Annotated in this window: 16 protein-coding genes; 5 read left to right on the top strand and 11 right to left on the bottom strand. The window is 51.9% G+C overall.

The window, feature by feature from the left end:
- Positions 1 to 2: 2 nt before the first annotated feature.
- The 5 genes from sufC to D7Z26_RS27950 form a co-directional block, all read right to left on the bottom strand.
- The gene (gene sufC, locus D7Z26_RS12415) at positions 3 to 782 is read right to left on the bottom strand and encodes a Fe-S cluster assembly ATPase SufC (RefSeq protein WP_120977278.1); all 780 of its coding nucleotides are present in this window, start codon (positions 780 to 782) and stop codon (positions 3 to 5) included.
- Between the two features lie 170 nt (positions 783 to 952).
- The gene (locus D7Z26_RS12410) at positions 953 to 1,519 is read right to left on the bottom strand and encodes a DUF1802 family protein (RefSeq protein ID WP_120977277.1); all 567 of its coding nucleotides are present in this window, start codon (positions 1,517 to 1,519) and stop codon (positions 953 to 955) included.
- Between the two features lie 58 nt (positions 1,520 to 1,577).
- Positions 1,578 to 2,951, bottom strand: coding sequence for a DUF4179 domain-containing protein (locus tag D7Z26_RS12405; protein WP_120977276.1), 1,374 nt, complete (start codon positions 2,949 to 2,951; stop codon positions 1,578 to 1,580).
- Positions 2,938 to 3,486, bottom strand: a complete 549-nt coding sequence (locus D7Z26_RS12400; RefSeq protein WP_233566841.1) for a sigma-70 family RNA polymerase sigma factor — start codon at positions 3,484 to 3,486, stop codon at positions 2,938 to 2,940. The genes D7Z26_RS12405 and D7Z26_RS12400 overlap by 14 nt, the downstream gene beginning before the upstream one ends.
- 269 nt (positions 3,487 to 3,755) lie before the next feature.
- A complete protein-coding gene (locus D7Z26_RS27950) occupies positions 3,756 to 3,890 on the bottom strand; it encodes a hypothetical protein (RefSeq protein ID WP_267901001.1) in 135 nt (44 codons plus the stop codon).
- 238 nt (positions 3,891 to 4,128) lie between these two features.
- Between D7Z26_RS27950 and D7Z26_RS12395 the strand changes: the two genes are divergently transcribed.
- Complete coding sequence (locus D7Z26_RS12395) at positions 4,129 to 5,880, top strand: alpha-glycosidase (protein WP_120977275.1); 1,752 nt, start codon at positions 4,129 to 4,131, stop codon at positions 5,878 to 5,880.
- Positions 5,881 to 6,061: 181 nt separating this feature from the next.
- Here the strand turns inward: D7Z26_RS12395 and D7Z26_RS27945 are convergent, their stop codons facing one another.
- The 5 genes from D7Z26_RS27945 to D7Z26_RS12375 form a co-directional block, all read right to left on the bottom strand.
- Positions 6,062 to 7,027 carry an alpha-amylase family glycosyl hydrolase gene (locus D7Z26_RS27945; RefSeq protein WP_267901000.1) on the bottom strand — a complete coding sequence of 322 codons (966 nt, stop codon included), beginning with the start codon at positions 7,025 to 7,027 and terminating at the stop codon, positions 6,062 to 6,064.
- Positions 6,963 to 7,751: an alpha-amylase family glycosyl hydrolase gene (locus D7Z26_RS27940; RefSeq protein WP_267900999.1), complete on the bottom strand. Its 789-nt coding sequence runs from the start codon at positions 7,749 to 7,751 to the stop codon at positions 6,963 to 6,965. Before D7Z26_RS27940 ends, D7Z26_RS27945 begins: the two co-directional genes overlap by 65 nt.
- Positions 7,748 to 8,587, bottom strand: a complete 840-nt coding sequence (locus D7Z26_RS12385; protein ID WP_120977274.1) for a sugar ABC transporter permease — start codon at positions 8,585 to 8,587, stop codon at positions 7,748 to 7,750. The genes D7Z26_RS27940 and D7Z26_RS12385 overlap by 4 nt, the downstream gene beginning before the upstream one ends.
- Positions 8,584 to 9,897, bottom strand: a complete 1,314-nt coding sequence (locus D7Z26_RS12380; RefSeq protein ID WP_120977273.1) for a sugar ABC transporter permease — start codon at positions 9,895 to 9,897, stop codon at positions 8,584 to 8,586. Before D7Z26_RS12380 ends, D7Z26_RS12385 begins: the two co-directional genes overlap by 4 nt.
- Positions 9,898 to 9,976: 79 nt before the next feature.
- Positions 9,977 to 11,281 carry a sugar ABC transporter substrate-binding protein gene (locus D7Z26_RS12375; RefSeq protein ID WP_120977272.1) on the bottom strand — a complete coding sequence of 435 codons (1,305 nt, stop codon included), beginning with the start codon at positions 11,279 to 11,281 and terminating at the stop codon, positions 9,977 to 9,979.
- 454 nt (positions 11,282 to 11,735) lie between these two features.
- Here D7Z26_RS12375 and D7Z26_RS12370 point away from each other — a divergent pair, with 454 nt between their 5' ends.
- The 3 genes from D7Z26_RS12370 (at position 11,736) to mtnA (ending at position 15,267) form a co-directional block, all read left to right on the top strand.
- Positions 11,736 to 12,761 carry a LacI family DNA-binding transcriptional regulator gene (locus tag D7Z26_RS12370; protein WP_120977271.1) on the top strand — a complete coding sequence of 342 codons (1,026 nt, stop codon included), beginning with the start codon at positions 11,736 to 11,738 and terminating at the stop codon, positions 12,759 to 12,761.
- Between the two features lie 198 nt (positions 12,762 to 12,959).
- Positions 12,960 to 14,174 carry an S-methyl-5-thioribose kinase gene (gene mtnK / locus D7Z26_RS12365; protein WP_120977270.1) on the top strand — a complete coding sequence of 405 codons (1,215 nt, stop codon included), beginning with the start codon at positions 12,960 to 12,962 and terminating at the stop codon, positions 14,172 to 14,174.
- Between the two features lie 19 nt (positions 14,175 to 14,193).
- Positions 14,194 to 15,267 carry an S-methyl-5-thioribose-1-phosphate isomerase gene (gene mtnA / locus D7Z26_RS12360; RefSeq protein WP_120977269.1) on the top strand — a complete coding sequence of 358 codons (1,074 nt, stop codon included), beginning with the start codon at positions 14,194 to 14,196 and terminating at the stop codon, positions 15,265 to 15,267.
- Between the two features lie 31 nt (positions 15,268 to 15,298).
- Here mtnA and D7Z26_RS12355 read toward each other — a convergent pair whose 3' ends face one another.
- Positions 15,299 to 15,613, bottom strand: a complete 315-nt coding sequence (locus tag D7Z26_RS12355; protein ID WP_120977268.1) for a YunC family protein — start codon at positions 15,611 to 15,613, stop codon at positions 15,299 to 15,301.
- 224 nt (positions 15,614 to 15,837) lie between these two features.
- Between D7Z26_RS12355 and D7Z26_RS12350 the strand changes: the two genes are divergently transcribed.
- A complete protein-coding gene (locus D7Z26_RS12350) occupies positions 15,838 to 16,251 on the top strand; it encodes a hypothetical protein (RefSeq protein ID WP_120977267.1) in 414 nt (137 codons plus the stop codon).
- Positions 16,252 to 16,321 lie beyond the last annotated feature (70 nt).

Genomic DNA, 16,321 nt, shown 5'->3' with positions numbered 1-16,321 from the left:
TCTTAAGCTTGGCCGACGGTCTCGTCGACGATGCCCAGTTCTTCTTTAACCCAATCGTAGCCTTCTGCTTCCAGACGGTGAGCAAGCTCGGGTCCGCCGGATTTCACGATGCGGCCTTGCATCATGACGTGCACGAAATCGGGAGTGATATAGTTCAGCAAACGCTGGTAGTGAGTGATGATCAGGAATCCGCGGTCTTCGGAACGCATCGCGTTCACGCCTTCGGCAACGATGCGAAGAGCATCGATGTCGAGACCGGAATCGATCTCGTCGAGAATGACGAGCTTCGGCTCGAGCAGCATCATTTGAAGAATCTCGTTGCGTTTTTTCTCGCCGCCGGAGAAGCCTTCGTTCAGGTAACGGTGCATGAACTCGGGATTCATCTCTAGCTCTTTCATCTTGCCTTCCATTTGGCGCACGAATTTAATGAGGGAAATCTCGTTGCCTTCGCCGCGACGCGCGTTGATCGCGCTGCGCAAGAAGTCCGCGTTCGTGACACCCGTAATTTCGCTAGGATATTGCATCGCTAGGAACAAACCCGCGCGAGCGCGCTCGTCTACTCCCATTTCCAATACGTCTTCGCCGTTAAGCGTAACGGATCCATCGGTTACTTCATATTTCGGATGGCCCATGAGCGCGGATGCCAGCGTGCTTTTGCCGGTACCGTTGGGGCCCATGATCGCATGAACTTCTCCGCCCTTGATTTGCAGATCGATGCCTTTAAGAATCTCTTTGCCCTCTATGGACGACTTCAGGCCTTGAATTTCGAATTGTGTAGACATTCCCTTACCTCCAGGTTTCTATGAGGATCGTTCAATAAATATCGATCCTTATTTATAATCATTTTAATTTGATTCTCACTGATTCTCAATAACAATTTTATGTAACCTTCGTGAAAAAAGCAAACCGGGCCTTTATCCGCTAGGGAGGAGAGGTCCGGAATGGGCAATTGCTAGCCTTGTATTCGCTTACGCACTTCGTTGGCGCGTTGCTCGAACTCGAGATCGTCTAATACCGGTTTCTTCGGCGCCGAACGAACGTCTTCGATCATCAGCCAAGATTTGCATCCGCCGTAGCTCTCGCGCATCGGAATCGTTTGAGGCGTCTCCAGCTTGTAGACTCGCAAGATCAACACGTGAAGCGGCTTCGTTTTTTTCCACTTCAGCCTCTCCTCCGCGTAATCCTCCGTCCAAATATGCAAATCTTCAAGTCTTCGCAAAGTCTCCGAATCGGAAACTTCTATATCATCCACGACTTCGGCGTAAGACGTAATAGGCACTTGCCCGGAGGCGCTCACAACTTCGGCTTGCTCGAGGTTAACCCATTCGCTCGCTTCCTGCTTCACCAGATGCGGCCGCTGGTGTTCGAACGAAGGAAACAAGTAGAAGTCCGGGCTTTCCAGCCTGAATTCTTTCGTTTCCTCGGATATACCGCCTTTACGCAGGACGATGACCTGACGGCCTTCCTCCAGCGCCTTGACGGCGACCGCCCATTCTCTTAACGCGATCGGATTGTCCATCTGTACGTTTCTCTCCCTTACTCCTAACGCTAAGGCTTATGGCTTCATTATAACATAGTTAGGACTGAGGCAGGTCGACGCTCATCTCGAGTTCGGGGAGGTATTCGAGCTTTGCGATCGGCCGCGTGAGAAACATGAGTTTCTCGTCCCGGGAAATCGGGCCTATCGAGACCGTATGATTAATAATGCTTTCTTCCGACCATTCGGCACGAATAATATTTCCTTTTTCGTCCTCGATGCCGAAAGTACTTTGTTCGAACGGATTCGCTCCTTCAGGGTCAAAGTGGATGACTGTTTTATCTTTCATATACTCGATGGAGGTAATCAGAAGATTTCCGGCTTCCCCTTGAGGCAGGATGAGCGGGTCGTCTTCGGTCGGCTGCGACGTTAACGTCGTTCTGAATTGCTTGTTCGCAACGTCGGACGTCAAATAATTTCTGAAAAAAGGTTTAAGAACGAGCTGTTTCGCTCCTTCCATAACGGCGAAGTAAGAAGGCCACACATCGCCGGACACGGTGTTTGAGGTCAAAGAATAGTAGCCCGAATCGGTTCCGTAAATGTTGCCTTGATCATCTGACAGCTCGACGCCGAACCCGACGTGCTCGCCTAAATACTTTTTTTCGAGGTTGAACCGATAGCGAAGCTGCGTGGATACGGGCGACAAGCTGATCCGGTCCAGAGAGATCGAGCCTATTTCGGACTTTTTTTGAATGTCCGTATCCACGTTAACGATATCGTTTGTTTTCTCGACACGGCTATCGATCCTCCACTCGCCGTCCTTCTCTCCGATATGTTTCACCATAAAAGTTAAGTCGAAGGTGCTTGGCCTATAATCCGTAAGCGCATGCGCGACCGCTCCTTCGTATTCGCCGGCTTTGATTTTTCTTTTCTCGAAGCGATACGTAGAATAAGAGTTCGAAGCTTCATCGGTGCTTCCGATCGTGAGACCGTCTATCCAAAGCGAAGTCTTGACGCCTGAAGCGTCGAAATCCTCTGCGGATCGCAACGTATACCGGAAGCGTAGCATATTTCCGTCGTATACGACGTCACTGACCGTTAAAGTTATGCCTTGATCTGTTACACTGACTTCGCGGACCGGACTCGATCGGTCGGAGTGCAACGCCTCCACGAAAGACGTTCCCCAGGCGGAAGACCGGACTCCGGGATCCGCTGAATTCGAGGGCTTCCCGAACGCGCCGATCCCTTCCGAAGAAAACAACGACGTCCCCGCGATTGCAAGTACCATAACGAGCAAGGAAGCCGCGGCTACATTGAAAATTCTAATTCGCTTGCTTCTTCGCTCCATCTCCTCTCTCTTCGGCAACCGATTCAACGTCATCTCGATACGGTCGTTCACGATGCCTGGCAACGGGCTGTTCGCCCCTTCGTCACCTTTTCTTCTGAGCATGCTTTCCATCTCACCGTAATTCATAGTCGATCCCGCCTCTCTCCTCGGACACGTTTAACCTTTTCGCCAGTTGCCGCCTTGCACGGTGCAACCTGGATTTCAGCGTTCCTTCCGATACTTCCATCGTTTCCGCGATTCTGCCGAGCGGCATGTCGGCGAAATAATGCAATTTGACCAGTGTTCTAAGAGGCTCTCCCAAGCGATCGACGGCACTTTGCAAATCCCAATCGGGCAACGCGGTCGCAACCCCCTGCTCCGGAAGATTGTCCATCGGAGAAACCTTCTTCTTTATGCGATAGATCGTCTGGCATTCGCGAATCAGGATTCTGAACATCCATGTGCGGAAATAGGCTTGCTCCCTTAATTTCGTTATACCTTTGTAAGCTTTCAATATTGCTTCCTGAATCGCGTCGGCGCAATCATTGTCGTTGTTCAGCAACGAACGAGCCATCCCGTAGAGCTCATTCTGCATAGCTCGGACAAGCCTCGCAAACGCGTCCCGGTCGCCGGAGCACGCAAGCTGTACGTCCGTATTCCAAGCTAATTCCGTTTCGGGCACTTGAACGCCTCCGTTCTGTCATTTCGTGGTTATATAGGTTAGATGCGGAAACAGTACGTTCGGTTCATTTTATTTATTGAGTTACTCCAAGCTAGTTGTACGTTAGTCTGATCAAAATACAACTCGTCGGATGTACGATTCCGCGTCTGTAGCTCGACCAATCCCAACTACAGCTCGCCGCATGAGAGTTTTCGCAGCTGTAGTTCGACCAATCCAAACTACAGCTCGCCGCATGAGAGATTCCGCGCATGTAGTTCGACCAATCCAAACTACAGCTCGCCGAACGAGAGATTCCGCGGCAATAGTTCGACTAATCCCAACTGCAACTCGACGGATGAACATTTCCGAAGCTTATAGTCCGACCAATCCAAACTACAGCTCGCAGTGCCTATTACTTCTCTCACGCGAGCCCCCTCCAAATAGCGCCGCCCCCCGACGACCGCAGCACCTTTTCCCGTCAATAAAACGTTTCCATTTGCCCATATTATATCGTATAATTGAATTACTTAATTTGAAGGCCCTGTTGCCCGTCGATTGACGAAAGGCACAACCTCGGAGCGCTCGTTCGTTCCCCGGTTGCGCCTTTTTTTTCGTTATCACGCGGTAAACAAGCGCCTACTTCCCACCCAAAGGAGATCTCCCATGCTAAAAGAAGCGATCTACCATCGTCCGAAAAACAATTGGTCTTATGCTTATGATCTCGAGACGATTCACGTGCGCATTCGCACGAAACGAAACGACGTCGATCGGATAATGCTCATCTTCGGCGACAAATACAACTGGCATGCCATCGGCCATCAAGAACTTGCCATGAAAGTATTCGCGAGCGACGAACTGTTCGATTACTGGCAAGCCGAGGTCAAACCGACGTTCCGCAGGCTCAAATACGGGTTTAAGCTGCAGTCCGGAAAAGAGTCGATTTGGATGAACGAGCAAGGCTTTCATGACGAGGAGCCCGCCAACATTTATTTGTATTTCGAATATCCGTTCCTCAATCCGGCGGACGTGTTCTCGCCTCCAGCTTGGGTGAAGGACGCGGTATTTTATCAAATTTTCCCCGAGAGATTCGCGAACGGCGATCCCTCTATCGATCCGGGTAACGCTGAGCCATGGGGCGGCGAACCTACGACGTCGAATTTCTTCGGCGGCGATCTGCAAGGGGTTATCGACAACCTCGACCATATCGAGAAACTCGGCATTAACGCGATTTACTTCAACCCGTTATTCGAAGCGCCAACGAACCACAAATACGACACGATCGATTATTTGAAGATCGACCCCCAATTCGGCACGAACGCGAAAATGAAGGAGCTTGTGGAAGCCTGCCATGCTCGCGGGATCAAGGTGTTGCTGGACGCCGTGTTCAATCATAGCGGCAACCGTTTCCCGCCTTTCCTCGACGTAAAGGAAAAAGGAGCGGCCTCCAAATACTCGGAATGGTTCCACGTGAAAGATTTCCCGATCGAAGTCAAGGACGGGATCCCTACGTACGATGCGTTCGCTTTCGAGCCGCATATGCCCAAGCTGAATACGGAGAACGCTGAAGTTCAAGCCTATCTGCTCGAAGTCGCCCGCTACTGGATCGAAGAGATCGGAGTCGACGGCTGGCGCCTGGACGTCGCCAACGAAGTCGATCATCGGTTCTGGAGAAAATTCCGCGACGTCGTGAAGAAGGCGAATCCGGATGCGTACATTCTCGGCGAAATCTGGCACGATTCCCAGCCTTGGCTCGGCGGCGACCAATTCGATGCGGTCATGAACTATCCGCTCACGGAAGCGATGCTCGATTACGCGGTAAGGGGAACGCGCGACGGAAAGCAATTCGCGGACTTGGCAGGCTATCTGCTCGCCGCTTACCCGCAGCAAGCGACCGAAGCCGCGTTTAACCTGCTCGGCAGCCATGATACCCCCCGGTTGCTCACGCTCAGCAAAGGCGACAAGCGTCGGATGAAGCTGGCAACGGCGATTCAGTTTACGCTTGCGGGAACGCCGTGCATCTACTATGGCGACGAAGTCGGCCTCTCCGGCGGACAGGATCCGGGCTGCCGGAAGTGCATGGAATGGGACGAGTCCAAGCAGGATCGCGAACTGTTCGATTTCTTCGCGACATTAGTGAAGCTGCGTCGCGACCATCGCGCTCTCCGCGACGGAACGTTCGAATTGCAATATGCCGAACCCGGCAGTAAGTTGCTGGCTTATGCCCGCGAAGCGGAAGGAGAGCGTTTCCTCGTCATCCTGAACGCGGGCAAACGCAAAGCTACGGCGACCGTTCCGGCGGAGAAGGATTCCTCCGTGCCGATCATTGCACTAGGCGACGGCGATATCGCTCTGAAGGGTCATAAACTGCGCGTGTCGCTTCCTCCTCTTAGTTACGCGATCGTTAAACTCGTCTAACCTCAAGCAAAGAAAGCTGTTCCAAATCCGCGATGTTCTCGGAATCTTGGGGCAGCTTTTTTGGCGAACGAACAAGCCCGCCTGGCTGCTGCCAAGGCGGGCTTGAATGTTTCTTCGACGTTTCCCTCTCTCCCGAAGGGGGGGTCAGGAGCGGGCAACTCGGATCGGTTCAAAATTCCATTTAAGGCTTCAACACGACGGTCGTGTAAGGCGGTAGCTCCAATGTCGAGCCATCCAGACTGGCCCCGTCGTTCGTTGCTAGGCTTAACTTAGTAAAAAAGGTTTTCTGCGTTGCGCTCGTTTGAAGTTCAACCGTTTGCGACCGGCTCGACAGATTATGAACGACCAGCGCTTGTAGTCCGTCAGCCGAACGCACGTAGGATGCGATCGCGGAATTGCCTGTTTCGTAAGAAGCGATCGTTCCGCTTCGCAATGCCGGCTCCGAAGCTCGCCAGGACAGCAGTTGGCGATAGAGATTCAGAAGCGAGCGGGGGGACTCGTCTTCCGCTTCTACCGACACCGTGCCGTCGCCGCGATACTGGGAAGCTTCCCAAGTCGTCTCCTCGGGCGAACCCGGCTTGATCTTCCATGGGAACGGTTCACGAATGCGTTCGTCCGGTTTCGTACCTGTCATGCCAAGCTCTTCGCCATAGTAGATAAAAGGTCTTCCCGGCAAGGTAAGCAACATGGCTGCGGCCATGCGCGCATGATTCTCGTTGCCGTTCAGCGCAGTCATCGTCCGGGGTTGATCGTGATTAGACAAGAACGGTGCATCCATGAACTTGCCAGCGGACGATCTGGAGAACAGATCATGAATTCGGGATAACGTAAACCCGATATCTTGCGAGTTCTCCGTATCCGCCGAACCTAGCAATTGCTTTGCCAGATCGAAATTGAAAGCGGAGCTCAATGCCTCGTTAAGATAAGGAGCGACGACCGCCGCCGAGTCCCATACTTCGCCGACTAAATAGGCGTCCGGGTTAACCTCGTTCAGCCCTTGGCGGAATTCCTGCCACCAAGCGACGTTCTTGGCTTTGATCGCGGGCGAGTTAATGGTCGAACCGAAATCTCCGTAGATGTGCTTAGCCGCGTCCAGACGAAATCCGTCCACGCCTTGCTTCAACCAATATTGGCCGATCGCGATCAATTCCTTGCGAACTCAATTCCTTGCGAACTTCCGGATTGTCGAAATTCAAATCCGGCATCCCTTCCCAGAAAACGCCGAGATATTGGTCTTCGCCCCGGGAATGCCAAGGATTCGAGCCCGTAGCTCCGTCGGAAGGCGACGCTCCGCCTTCGCGCGCGCTGGCCCAAGTGTACCAATCGCGGTATTTGCTTTTTTTGCCTTTCGCGGAATCGACGAACCATGGGTGCTCTACGCTCGTATGATTCACGACCAGATCCATGAGGATGGCTATGCCCCGCTTGTGGGCTTCCTCGACCAGTCGTTTGAAATCATCCGGCGTACCATAGTCGGCGTTGATTCCGTAATAATCTGTAACGTCGTAACCGTGATAGCTCGGGGACGGTTGAATCGGCATCAGCCAGATCCCGTCCACGCCTAGTTTCTTTAGGTAATCGAGCTTCGACGTCACGCCGTTCAGATCTCCGATACCGTCGCCGTCCGAATCCGCGAACGATCTGACGAAAATCTCGTAATACGCGTTGCTCGGCCCCGATGCCTGGACGATGCCCGTTTCCGGCTTCGACACCTGTTGAGATGCTGTTGCGGAAGGCATTGTTGGATTCGAAGAATCCGCATTCTGACCGTTGCCGCCGTTATCGCAACCGACGAGCAACATCCCAAGCGCCGCAACCGAGGCTAATAGCAGGCAAACCTTACGGGAGCGCGTCTTCGCGTATACCGTCATCCTTTATTCGCTCCCGAAGTCAGTCCTTCCACGATGAAACGTTGCATCATCATGAATAGGATCGTAATCGGCAAGGCAACAAGAACGCAACCTGCCGCGAACATCGTGAAGTTCGCCGTCCGGAAGTTCGTGGCGAGATCCCACAAACCGACCGCGACCGTCCATTGCTCGCGCGAGCGAAGCAGAAATCTGGCCAATACGAAGTCGACCCACGCGCCGGTAAAGATCATTAGCGAAGTGTAGATGAGAATCGGCTTGCACAACGGCAGCATAATCCGCGTAAATACGGTCATATGGCTCGCTCCGTCGATGTGCGCGGACTCTTCCAAGCTCCGCGGAATCGTATCGAAGAAACCTTTTACGATAAACGTGCCCCCGATGGGAGCGCCGCAGGAATAAACGAGAATAAGAGCGGTATGCGTATCCAGCAAGTTAAATTGGTAGAAGAGCAGGAATACCGCGACAAGAGACATGAAGTTAGGAAACATGGTAAGCACTAAAATCGTCGATAGCGCCGTACGACGCGCTTTGAAGCGGAATCTAGACAATACGTAAGCAACCATCGTCGTTCCCAGCGTACCGAAAATCGTGCTATAAATGGCGATCTTCAACGTATTCCGATACCAACGTCCGAACACGAAGCTTTTGTCGTTAAACAGCGCGCTGAAGTGTTCCGTCGTGAATCGTTCCGGAAGGAAATGCGGGCTGTAGATCGACCCTCCCGGACGGAACGCGGATACGACGATCCATACCGCCGGGTATAGACAAATGATCGAAATAACGACGAGAAGGACATAGCTGACGAATAGCTTGATTCGGGTTCTCGAATTCCTCATTGCACCATGTCCTCCTCTTTGAACGATTTTGTCTGGCGATAGGTTAAGATCGAGATCGTCGCGATAATGACGAATATAATTATTCCGATCGCCGCGGCGAAATTGTATTTATTGTTATTGTAGGTCAGGCCAAAGAGCCAAGTCACAAGCAAATCGGTATGGCCAGCGAATTGATACTTGCCGTTCGCCGGTCCGCCGCCGGTTAGCAGGAAAATGGCATTGAAGTTATTGATGTTCCCGGCGAATTGGGTAATGAGCACCGGCGCGGTTACGAATAACACCCGCGGCATCGTGATTTTCCAGAACTTCTGAATCGCAGAAGCCCCGTCAACGTCCGCGGCCTCGTACAAGTCGCGCGGAATCGTCGTCAGTACGCCGAGCATCAGCACCATCGTGACCGGAATCCCGAACCACGAATTGATCAGTACGACCGTGAACTTCGCCCACCGAGGATCGGACAACCATCCGATCTTGTCGATTCCGAAGAACGCTAGGTATTGATTGATCGGTCCGAACTCTCCATTGAACAAGTTATTCATGATCAAGGCAGAACACAGTTGCGGAATGGCGTACGGAATGATGAAGATCATTCTCCACATTTTCTTGAATCGGATGCCCGGCTGTTGAATAAGCATCGCGACGAGCATGCCCCCGAAATAAGTCGTAGCGGTAGCCATGACCGCCCACTCGATCGTCCACAGTAAGACATTCCAGAACGTATAGCTCCAAGTTTTGAACGTAAGAAGATCGCTAAAGGTTTTGAATCCGACCCAGTCGACTAACGTCTTGGGAGGAATGTGAGTCGGTGCCGAATAGTTCGTGAACGCGATCATGATGCCGAAAATAATCGGCATGACGGTCAGGAACAAGACTCCTAGCGTCGGCAAAGTCAGCATCGACACGTGGAAATTCCGGTCGAACAGCGATTTCGCGGTCTGTCCGAACTTCGGGACTTTCCCGCCTACTTCGCGCAGCTTTGCAACGCGGGAGGCATCGCGTATCGTTTGAACGTAAAATAAAACGAAGATCGCGAATACGAGGAGAATGATCAATCCTTCGACCAGCAGTTTGATCGAATGATCGCCTTGTACGACCTGATACACTTTGCCTACTTTAACGCGAGTTTGGGCTTTCTCCCCGAGCGTTACGATTCCCCATACGGCACGGTACAAATGATTGATAAAATACCATAATCCGAGAGCATTGATCGCTAGGAACACGAGCCCCTTGATCAGTTGTCGATTATAGATTTGCCCAAGTCCTGGAGCAACGAGCGACAAAGCGGAAGCCTTCAGACTCATTCCACGCATCTACCGTTCTCCCCCTTCCGCAGAAAAAAATAAAGAGATCACCCGCCCGCATGGACGGGTGATCCGTAGACTCGATAAATTATTTCGTAGCCGCGTTGGCTTCTTGAATTTGTTTCACTGCGTTGTCGAGTGCCTCTTTCGGATCTTTGTTATTATCCCAGATGTCCGTCAGTGCCGCTTGACCCGCACCCCATACGTTGCCCATTTCCGGGATGGCCGGCATCGGGTAGGAGTTCTTGAATTGCTCGAGAATGCCCACTACGAGCGGATCCGCAGTTACTGCAGGATCTGCGGCTGCTTCGTTGTTCGAAGGCAAGAATCCGAGTTCCGAGTAGTACAACAATTGGTTTTCTTTCGTCGATGCGAAACGCGCGAACAATTTGGCTGCGTTCGGATATTTCGTGAACGAGCTAACCGCGAAGCCTTTAACGCCGGAGAACGATACGTTCGCTTTGCCATCGATCGTTGGTAACGGAGCGATTCCGAAGTCGATACCTTCTTTTTTCAGATCGGCGATCGCCCACGGACCGTTGATGTCCAGCGCGAGCTTGCCGCTTGTGAACAATCCTTTTTTCACGTCGAAAGTAGCATCCGCCGCTTTCATTGGAAGAATCGATTTCAGCTTTTGGAACATTTGAGCACCTTTGATCGCGCCTTCGTTGTTCAAGCCGATATCGTTCGCGTCGGAACCGTTCTTGCCAAAGACGTAACCGCCCGGCGTAGCAAGGAATTGGTACGCGTAGTAGAAGTTCGTGATTTCCCACATCATGGCGTACTGTCCGTTTTTATTGAAGGTTTTCGCGAACTCGATCACTTCGTCGTAAGATTTAGGCGGCTCGGGAATTAATTTTTTGTTATAGAAGAGCGCGTACGTCTCTACGGAACGCGGATAACCGTACAGCACGTCTTGGAAAGTGAATGCTTTGACGGAAGCTTCGGAGTTCTCCGAAGTCGTCACGTCTTGGAAGTAATCGTTCTCGAGCAAGAGACCTGCGGAAACCGCTTTGCCCAAGTTATCGTGGGGGAAGATCACGACGTCCGCTCCGACGCCGGCAGGACCGTCGTTGATTAGCTTGTTGACTTGATCGGGCTCGTTGACTTCTTCGACTTTTACCGGAATGTTGTACTGTTCGGTGAAAGCCTTCGCGACTTTATCCATATTCTCGCGGAATTCTTTGGATTCCCATACGACTAGAGTTGCTCCGTCTTCGGCTTTCAGATCGTCTGCGGGAGCTTCGGCGGATTCGCTTGCGCTTTCCGTAGCCGCAGGCGCGCTCGCGCTTTGGGAAGATGACGCTTCGTTGTTGTTTTTACTACCGCATGCCGTTAGAGCGAATACCGTCGTAAAGGCAAGGGACATGAGCAAAGCTTTCGATTTGTTCATAAAACTGAAGAACCCCTCTCTAGAATCAATAATGTTAGCGCTCTCTCCTAGTGCCGCAATGTTTGCCGATTCCTATCGATACTCGCCAAGGTTGTGCAAACGTTTGTACAAAACTTCGTACAACCGGTCGTTTCTGGCTGTATCCCGGCAATAACTAGATCTTTCGAAGAATGTAAGCGCTTTTGAAGATAACTTTATGATAATCGATTTCCGAGAAAAGTAAATCGTTTGCACAGATTATATAACTCCAAATTTCAAATAAAACAACCTACATCCTCTATAATTCTCTCGATATCTAATCCTTACTCAACTTGTGATGGTGTGCCATGTGTGGCACAATGAAACCACGCAATTGCGCAACGTTTGCATCCATTATTTATGCAAATTCTAAGTACAAGCTCGTCGAATTCGGATACAATGAAATCATTATGATTCATAAAGGAAGAGATTTAAGATGACCGTTACAATTAAAGACGTAGCCAAAAAAGCCGGTGTATCCGCTTCCACGGTTTCCAGAGTCATTGCGGAGCACCCTAGAATTAGCGCAGAAACAAGCAGGAAAGTAAAAGCGATCATGGAGGAGCTCGGCTATCATCCGAACCTGATGGCGAAAAGTCTCGTCTCCAGAACGACCCGAACGATCGCGGTCATCTTGCCTAAGCCCGCGGAAGAGCTGCTTCTGAACTTCTTCTTCTACGAACTCATTAGAGGCGTGCTCGCACAATTGACAAGAGCAGGCTATGATCTCTTAATGGCAGGCGGCAGCAACGAACAGGAAGAACTAGAAACGGTGACGCGGCTAGTCCGCGGCGGACGTATCGACGGACTTCTTCTCCTCTATTCGCGTTCTTCCGATCCGATCATTACGTTCCTTCGTAAGGAAAAGTTTCCGTTCGCGCTTATCGGTCGCAGTCTCGATTACGAGGACGTGCCTTCCGTGGATAACGATAACGTGCAAGCCGCCTACGATGCGACGAAGCATTTGATCGCCCAAGGCCAGAAGAGAATCGGTTTCGTTAGCGGTCCTACAAAGCTGGCCATGACGCAAGACCGCATGAACGGGTATTACAAAGCGATGGCGGAAGCGGGCTTGCCTTTCAAGCAGAGTTGGGTCGTCGAAGGCGAATTCCTGCTCGAGAGCGGCTATCGCGCGATGGCCTCCATCATGACGCAACCGGAGCCTCCGACCGCGCTCATCGTCATCGACGATGTTGTCGCGTTCGGCGTTCTGAAGGGACTTGCCGAGCTTGGCTACCGCATTCCGCAGGACGTGGCGATCGTAAGTTTTAATAACATCGCCCTGTCGGAGCTCACGATGCCGCCGATCTCCAGCGTCGACGTCGGCACCTACCAGCTAGGTTATACCGCTTCTCAGATGGTTCTGCGCATGATTCAACAAGAAGAGATCACGGCCCGCCAGATTATTCCGCATCGTCTCGTCGTCCGGGAATCGTCGCTTCGGACTGTTTCGTTAGCCTAATCCTATCCATAAGAACGATCACGATAACAGGAAGACCAACGCGCTTGAAGCGCCTTCGGTCCTCCTGTTTTTTCGCCGTCCGGATCATTGGAAATGCCTTACTTTAAACCATGCGGAAAGTGCTTTATACTTACATCTAGATCAATTCTCGAATAATACAACTTCACCTATCGGATAACCCTGTGGAGGCGACATATTATGAGCAACTATCATCCATTAACGGAAGCCGAAGCGATCGAGATCGCTCGATCGATTTCCGGCATTTTCGAACAGGAAGGGGAACTGCTAAGCCGCGAGATCGGCGACGGGAATCTTAACCTTGTCTTTCATGTGAGCCAACCGTCTAGCGGTCGCAGCTTGATCGTGAAGCAGGCGCTCCCTTACGCCAAGGTCGTGGGAGAATCCTGGCCATTAACGCTAGATCGAGCGAGAATCGAGAGCGAAGCGCTCATGATCGAGGAAAGGCTTGCTCCCGGTCTCGTGCCGAAGGTCTATCATACGGATAACGAGCTTGCCCTGACGATTATGGAAGACTTGAGCAGTCACAAGATTATGCGCCAAGGCCTGATCGAAGGCGGCATATATCCTCAGTTCGCGGAAGATATCTCCGATTTCTTGGCGAGAACGCTGTTCTTCACTTCCGATCTCGGGATGAATCAGCAAGAGAAAAAGCTGCTCGTACGCTCCTTCGCCAATCCCGAGCTTTGCAAGATCACGGAGGAACTGATCTTCGATCATCCCTATACGAACGCGGACACGAATAGCTTCGATTCGCATCTTCAAGCCGATGCCGAACAGTTATGGTCCGATGCTACGTTGCACTTCGAGGTCGCTCTGCTCAGGGAGAAATTCCTTACGCATGCGCAAGCGCTCTTACACGGCGATCTTCATACCGGCAGCATATTCATCACGCCTGAATCGACCAAAGTCATCGATCCCGAATTCGCCTATTTCGGCCCGATGGGATTCGATATCGGCGCGGTTCTGGCAAACTTGTTGCTTCATTACGCATCCCAGGAGCACTGGTCCGCGGAAGTGTCCGCGCGCCAAGAACGGAGGCAATATCTGCTCGAAACCGTTCGCCGGATTTGGGTATCGTTCGAAAGTAAATTCCGCGCGTTATGGGACGGACATGGAACGGATCGTATTTTCGGGACGGCCGGTTACCAAGACGACTACATGCAGCGTTTGCTTCAAGATACGTTCGGATTTACCGGAGCCAAGATGGTACGCCGCATCGTAGGTTTGGCTCACGTGGCCGATATCGATCGCATTCCGAATGATGAAACGCGCGCTAAAGCGCAAAGGTTGGCGTTATCGATCGGCACGGCATTAATCAAACAAAATCGTCAAGCTACTTCCATCGATCAATTGATCGATATCGCGGAGACCGCAAATAATACGCGAGTTTGAGTTCAGGAGGAGCATCACAATGAGCAATGAACGGCAACAAGAACGATCAGAGGTATTGCAATCCCTCCGTTGGGAGAATGACGCGTTATCGCTATTAGATCAGCGGCTTCTGCCTGAAGAAACGATCTATTTGCGTTTATCGACTCCGCGTGAGGTGTGGGAAGCCATTCGCGAGCTTAAAGTAAGAGGAGCTCCGGCGATCGGCATCGCCGCCGCATACGGCGTCGTTCTCGGCGCTAGAGAGCATTCCGGCACTCAGGATTCTTGGCTACCCGAGGTTATACGGCATGCCGAATATTTGGCCACGTCGAGACCTACGGCCGTTAATTTGTTCTGGGCGCTGGACCGCATGAAAGCCAAGGCGAAGACTCTGTCGGATACCGGAACCCCGACATCCGAAGCCGTTCAAGCTTTGCTCGACGAAGCTCGGCTTATTCAAGCGGAAGACGAATCGACGAACCGCTTGATCGGCGAGCACGCGCTCGCTTTATTCGAAGACGGAATGGGCGTATTAACCCACTGCAACGCCGGCGGTCTTGCCACCGCCAAATATGGGACGGCGCTGGCTCCGTTCTACTTGGCATTGGAACAAGGCATTCATCTTAAAGTGTTCGCCGACGAGACTCGCCCCGTGCTTCAAGGCGCCAGACTCACCGCCTTTGAGCTTCAACAAGCCGGCGTGGATGTCACGCTTATCTGCGATAATATGGCTGGACACGTCATGTCCAAAGGTTGGATTCAGGCCGTCATCGTAGGCACGGACCGCGTCGCCGCCAACGGCGACGTTGCTAACAAGATTGGCACGTACAGCGTCGCCGTTCTCGCCAAGGCGCACAACATTCCGTTCTACGTAGCTTGTCCTTTATCGACGATCGACTTGTCGACGCCAACAGGCGCCGACATTCCGATCGAAGAACGCCATTCGGATGAAGTGACTTTCGGATTCGGGAAGCGCACGGCTCCTCAAGGCGTTGCCGTCTATAATCCCGCGTTCGACATTACTCCGAACGAGCTCGTCACGGCGATCATTACGGAGAAGGGCATTATCAGAGCGCCATACAACGACAATCTGAAGCAATTGTTCGACCGTTGATTCGTCCCTGCCGGAAAACATCGGAGGCCGTTCAAGAAGTCGCTTGCGCCATGAGTCCAAGCGCTTCTTGGCCGCTCATTCCAACGTGAATCCCTATGGCTTGCGCGGCATCGGTGACGGATTCGAGCGGAGCCTCCAACAATTGCTCGAATGTCCTTACGCCAACGGCGCGTCCCGCGACGATATTACGATCCTTCAACTTCGTATTCAGCAGTTGAACGTCCAAGGCGCCGCACATAATATAACCGTCGCCGACCGAAATGGACAGCAATGTCGTCTTCGGAAGCAATACTTCGACGCCGACCGCCGACCAACCCTCGAACTGCATCGGAACGACCCTAACCATGCCTATCACCTCCCTGCCCTTGCACTGGCATAGGTTAATGCCATATAGCTTATGCGCCTTTCGATTCATTTTTCAGGGCTATTCTACCTAAAATTCGACATTGGGCGTTCGCCACGTGTTATAGTAGGAATTACGACATAGTATTCATGGACTACGGTTCACGCACTACCGAACAAAGAGAACAAGCAAGGGTTTGAAACAAGAAATACGATGGAGGCATCAACATGGATCGCCCAACTTATAATTCCGATGGCTCCTATACTTTTCAAGTCGAGATTCGTGTCTCCTCCACTAGCCATGGTGACGCGCTTCAACAATTAACGCGCGCATTGAAAGACGCCGATCTTGCGGAATTCCGCATATTATCCGAACGTTCGCCCGAAGGGAACGGAACGAAAAAAGCCGCCGTCAAGCCGATCATCGCGCAGCCCGATCCGCTCGAGCTTCGAATTCGCCAATATATCGAGAGCAATAAGCTCATTCGCCTGAATATTAACAAGGGACGCGGCGTGAAAATCAGCATGCCTTGCCGGGTCATCAACTTCGATTCCGCCACTCAATTGCTCACCGCCTATCACGTGGACGAGAAGCAAGTGTATACCGTCAAGCTGAACGAAATCGACGATTTCTTAGAGTAAGATCGTCCAAAAAGTAAATAAACCTCCGACGTTTCCGCCTTTAAGCGGAAACGTCGGAGGTTTATTTGTT

This window comes from Cohnella endophytica, assembly GCF_003628305.1.
In the GTDB taxonomy this organism is placed as follows: domain Bacteria; phylum Bacillota; class Bacilli; order Paenibacillales; family Paenibacillaceae; genus Cohnella; species Cohnella endophytica.
The sequence above is the reverse complement of the archived record's forward strand: the minus strand, read 5'-3'. Positions and strand labels throughout refer to the sequence as shown.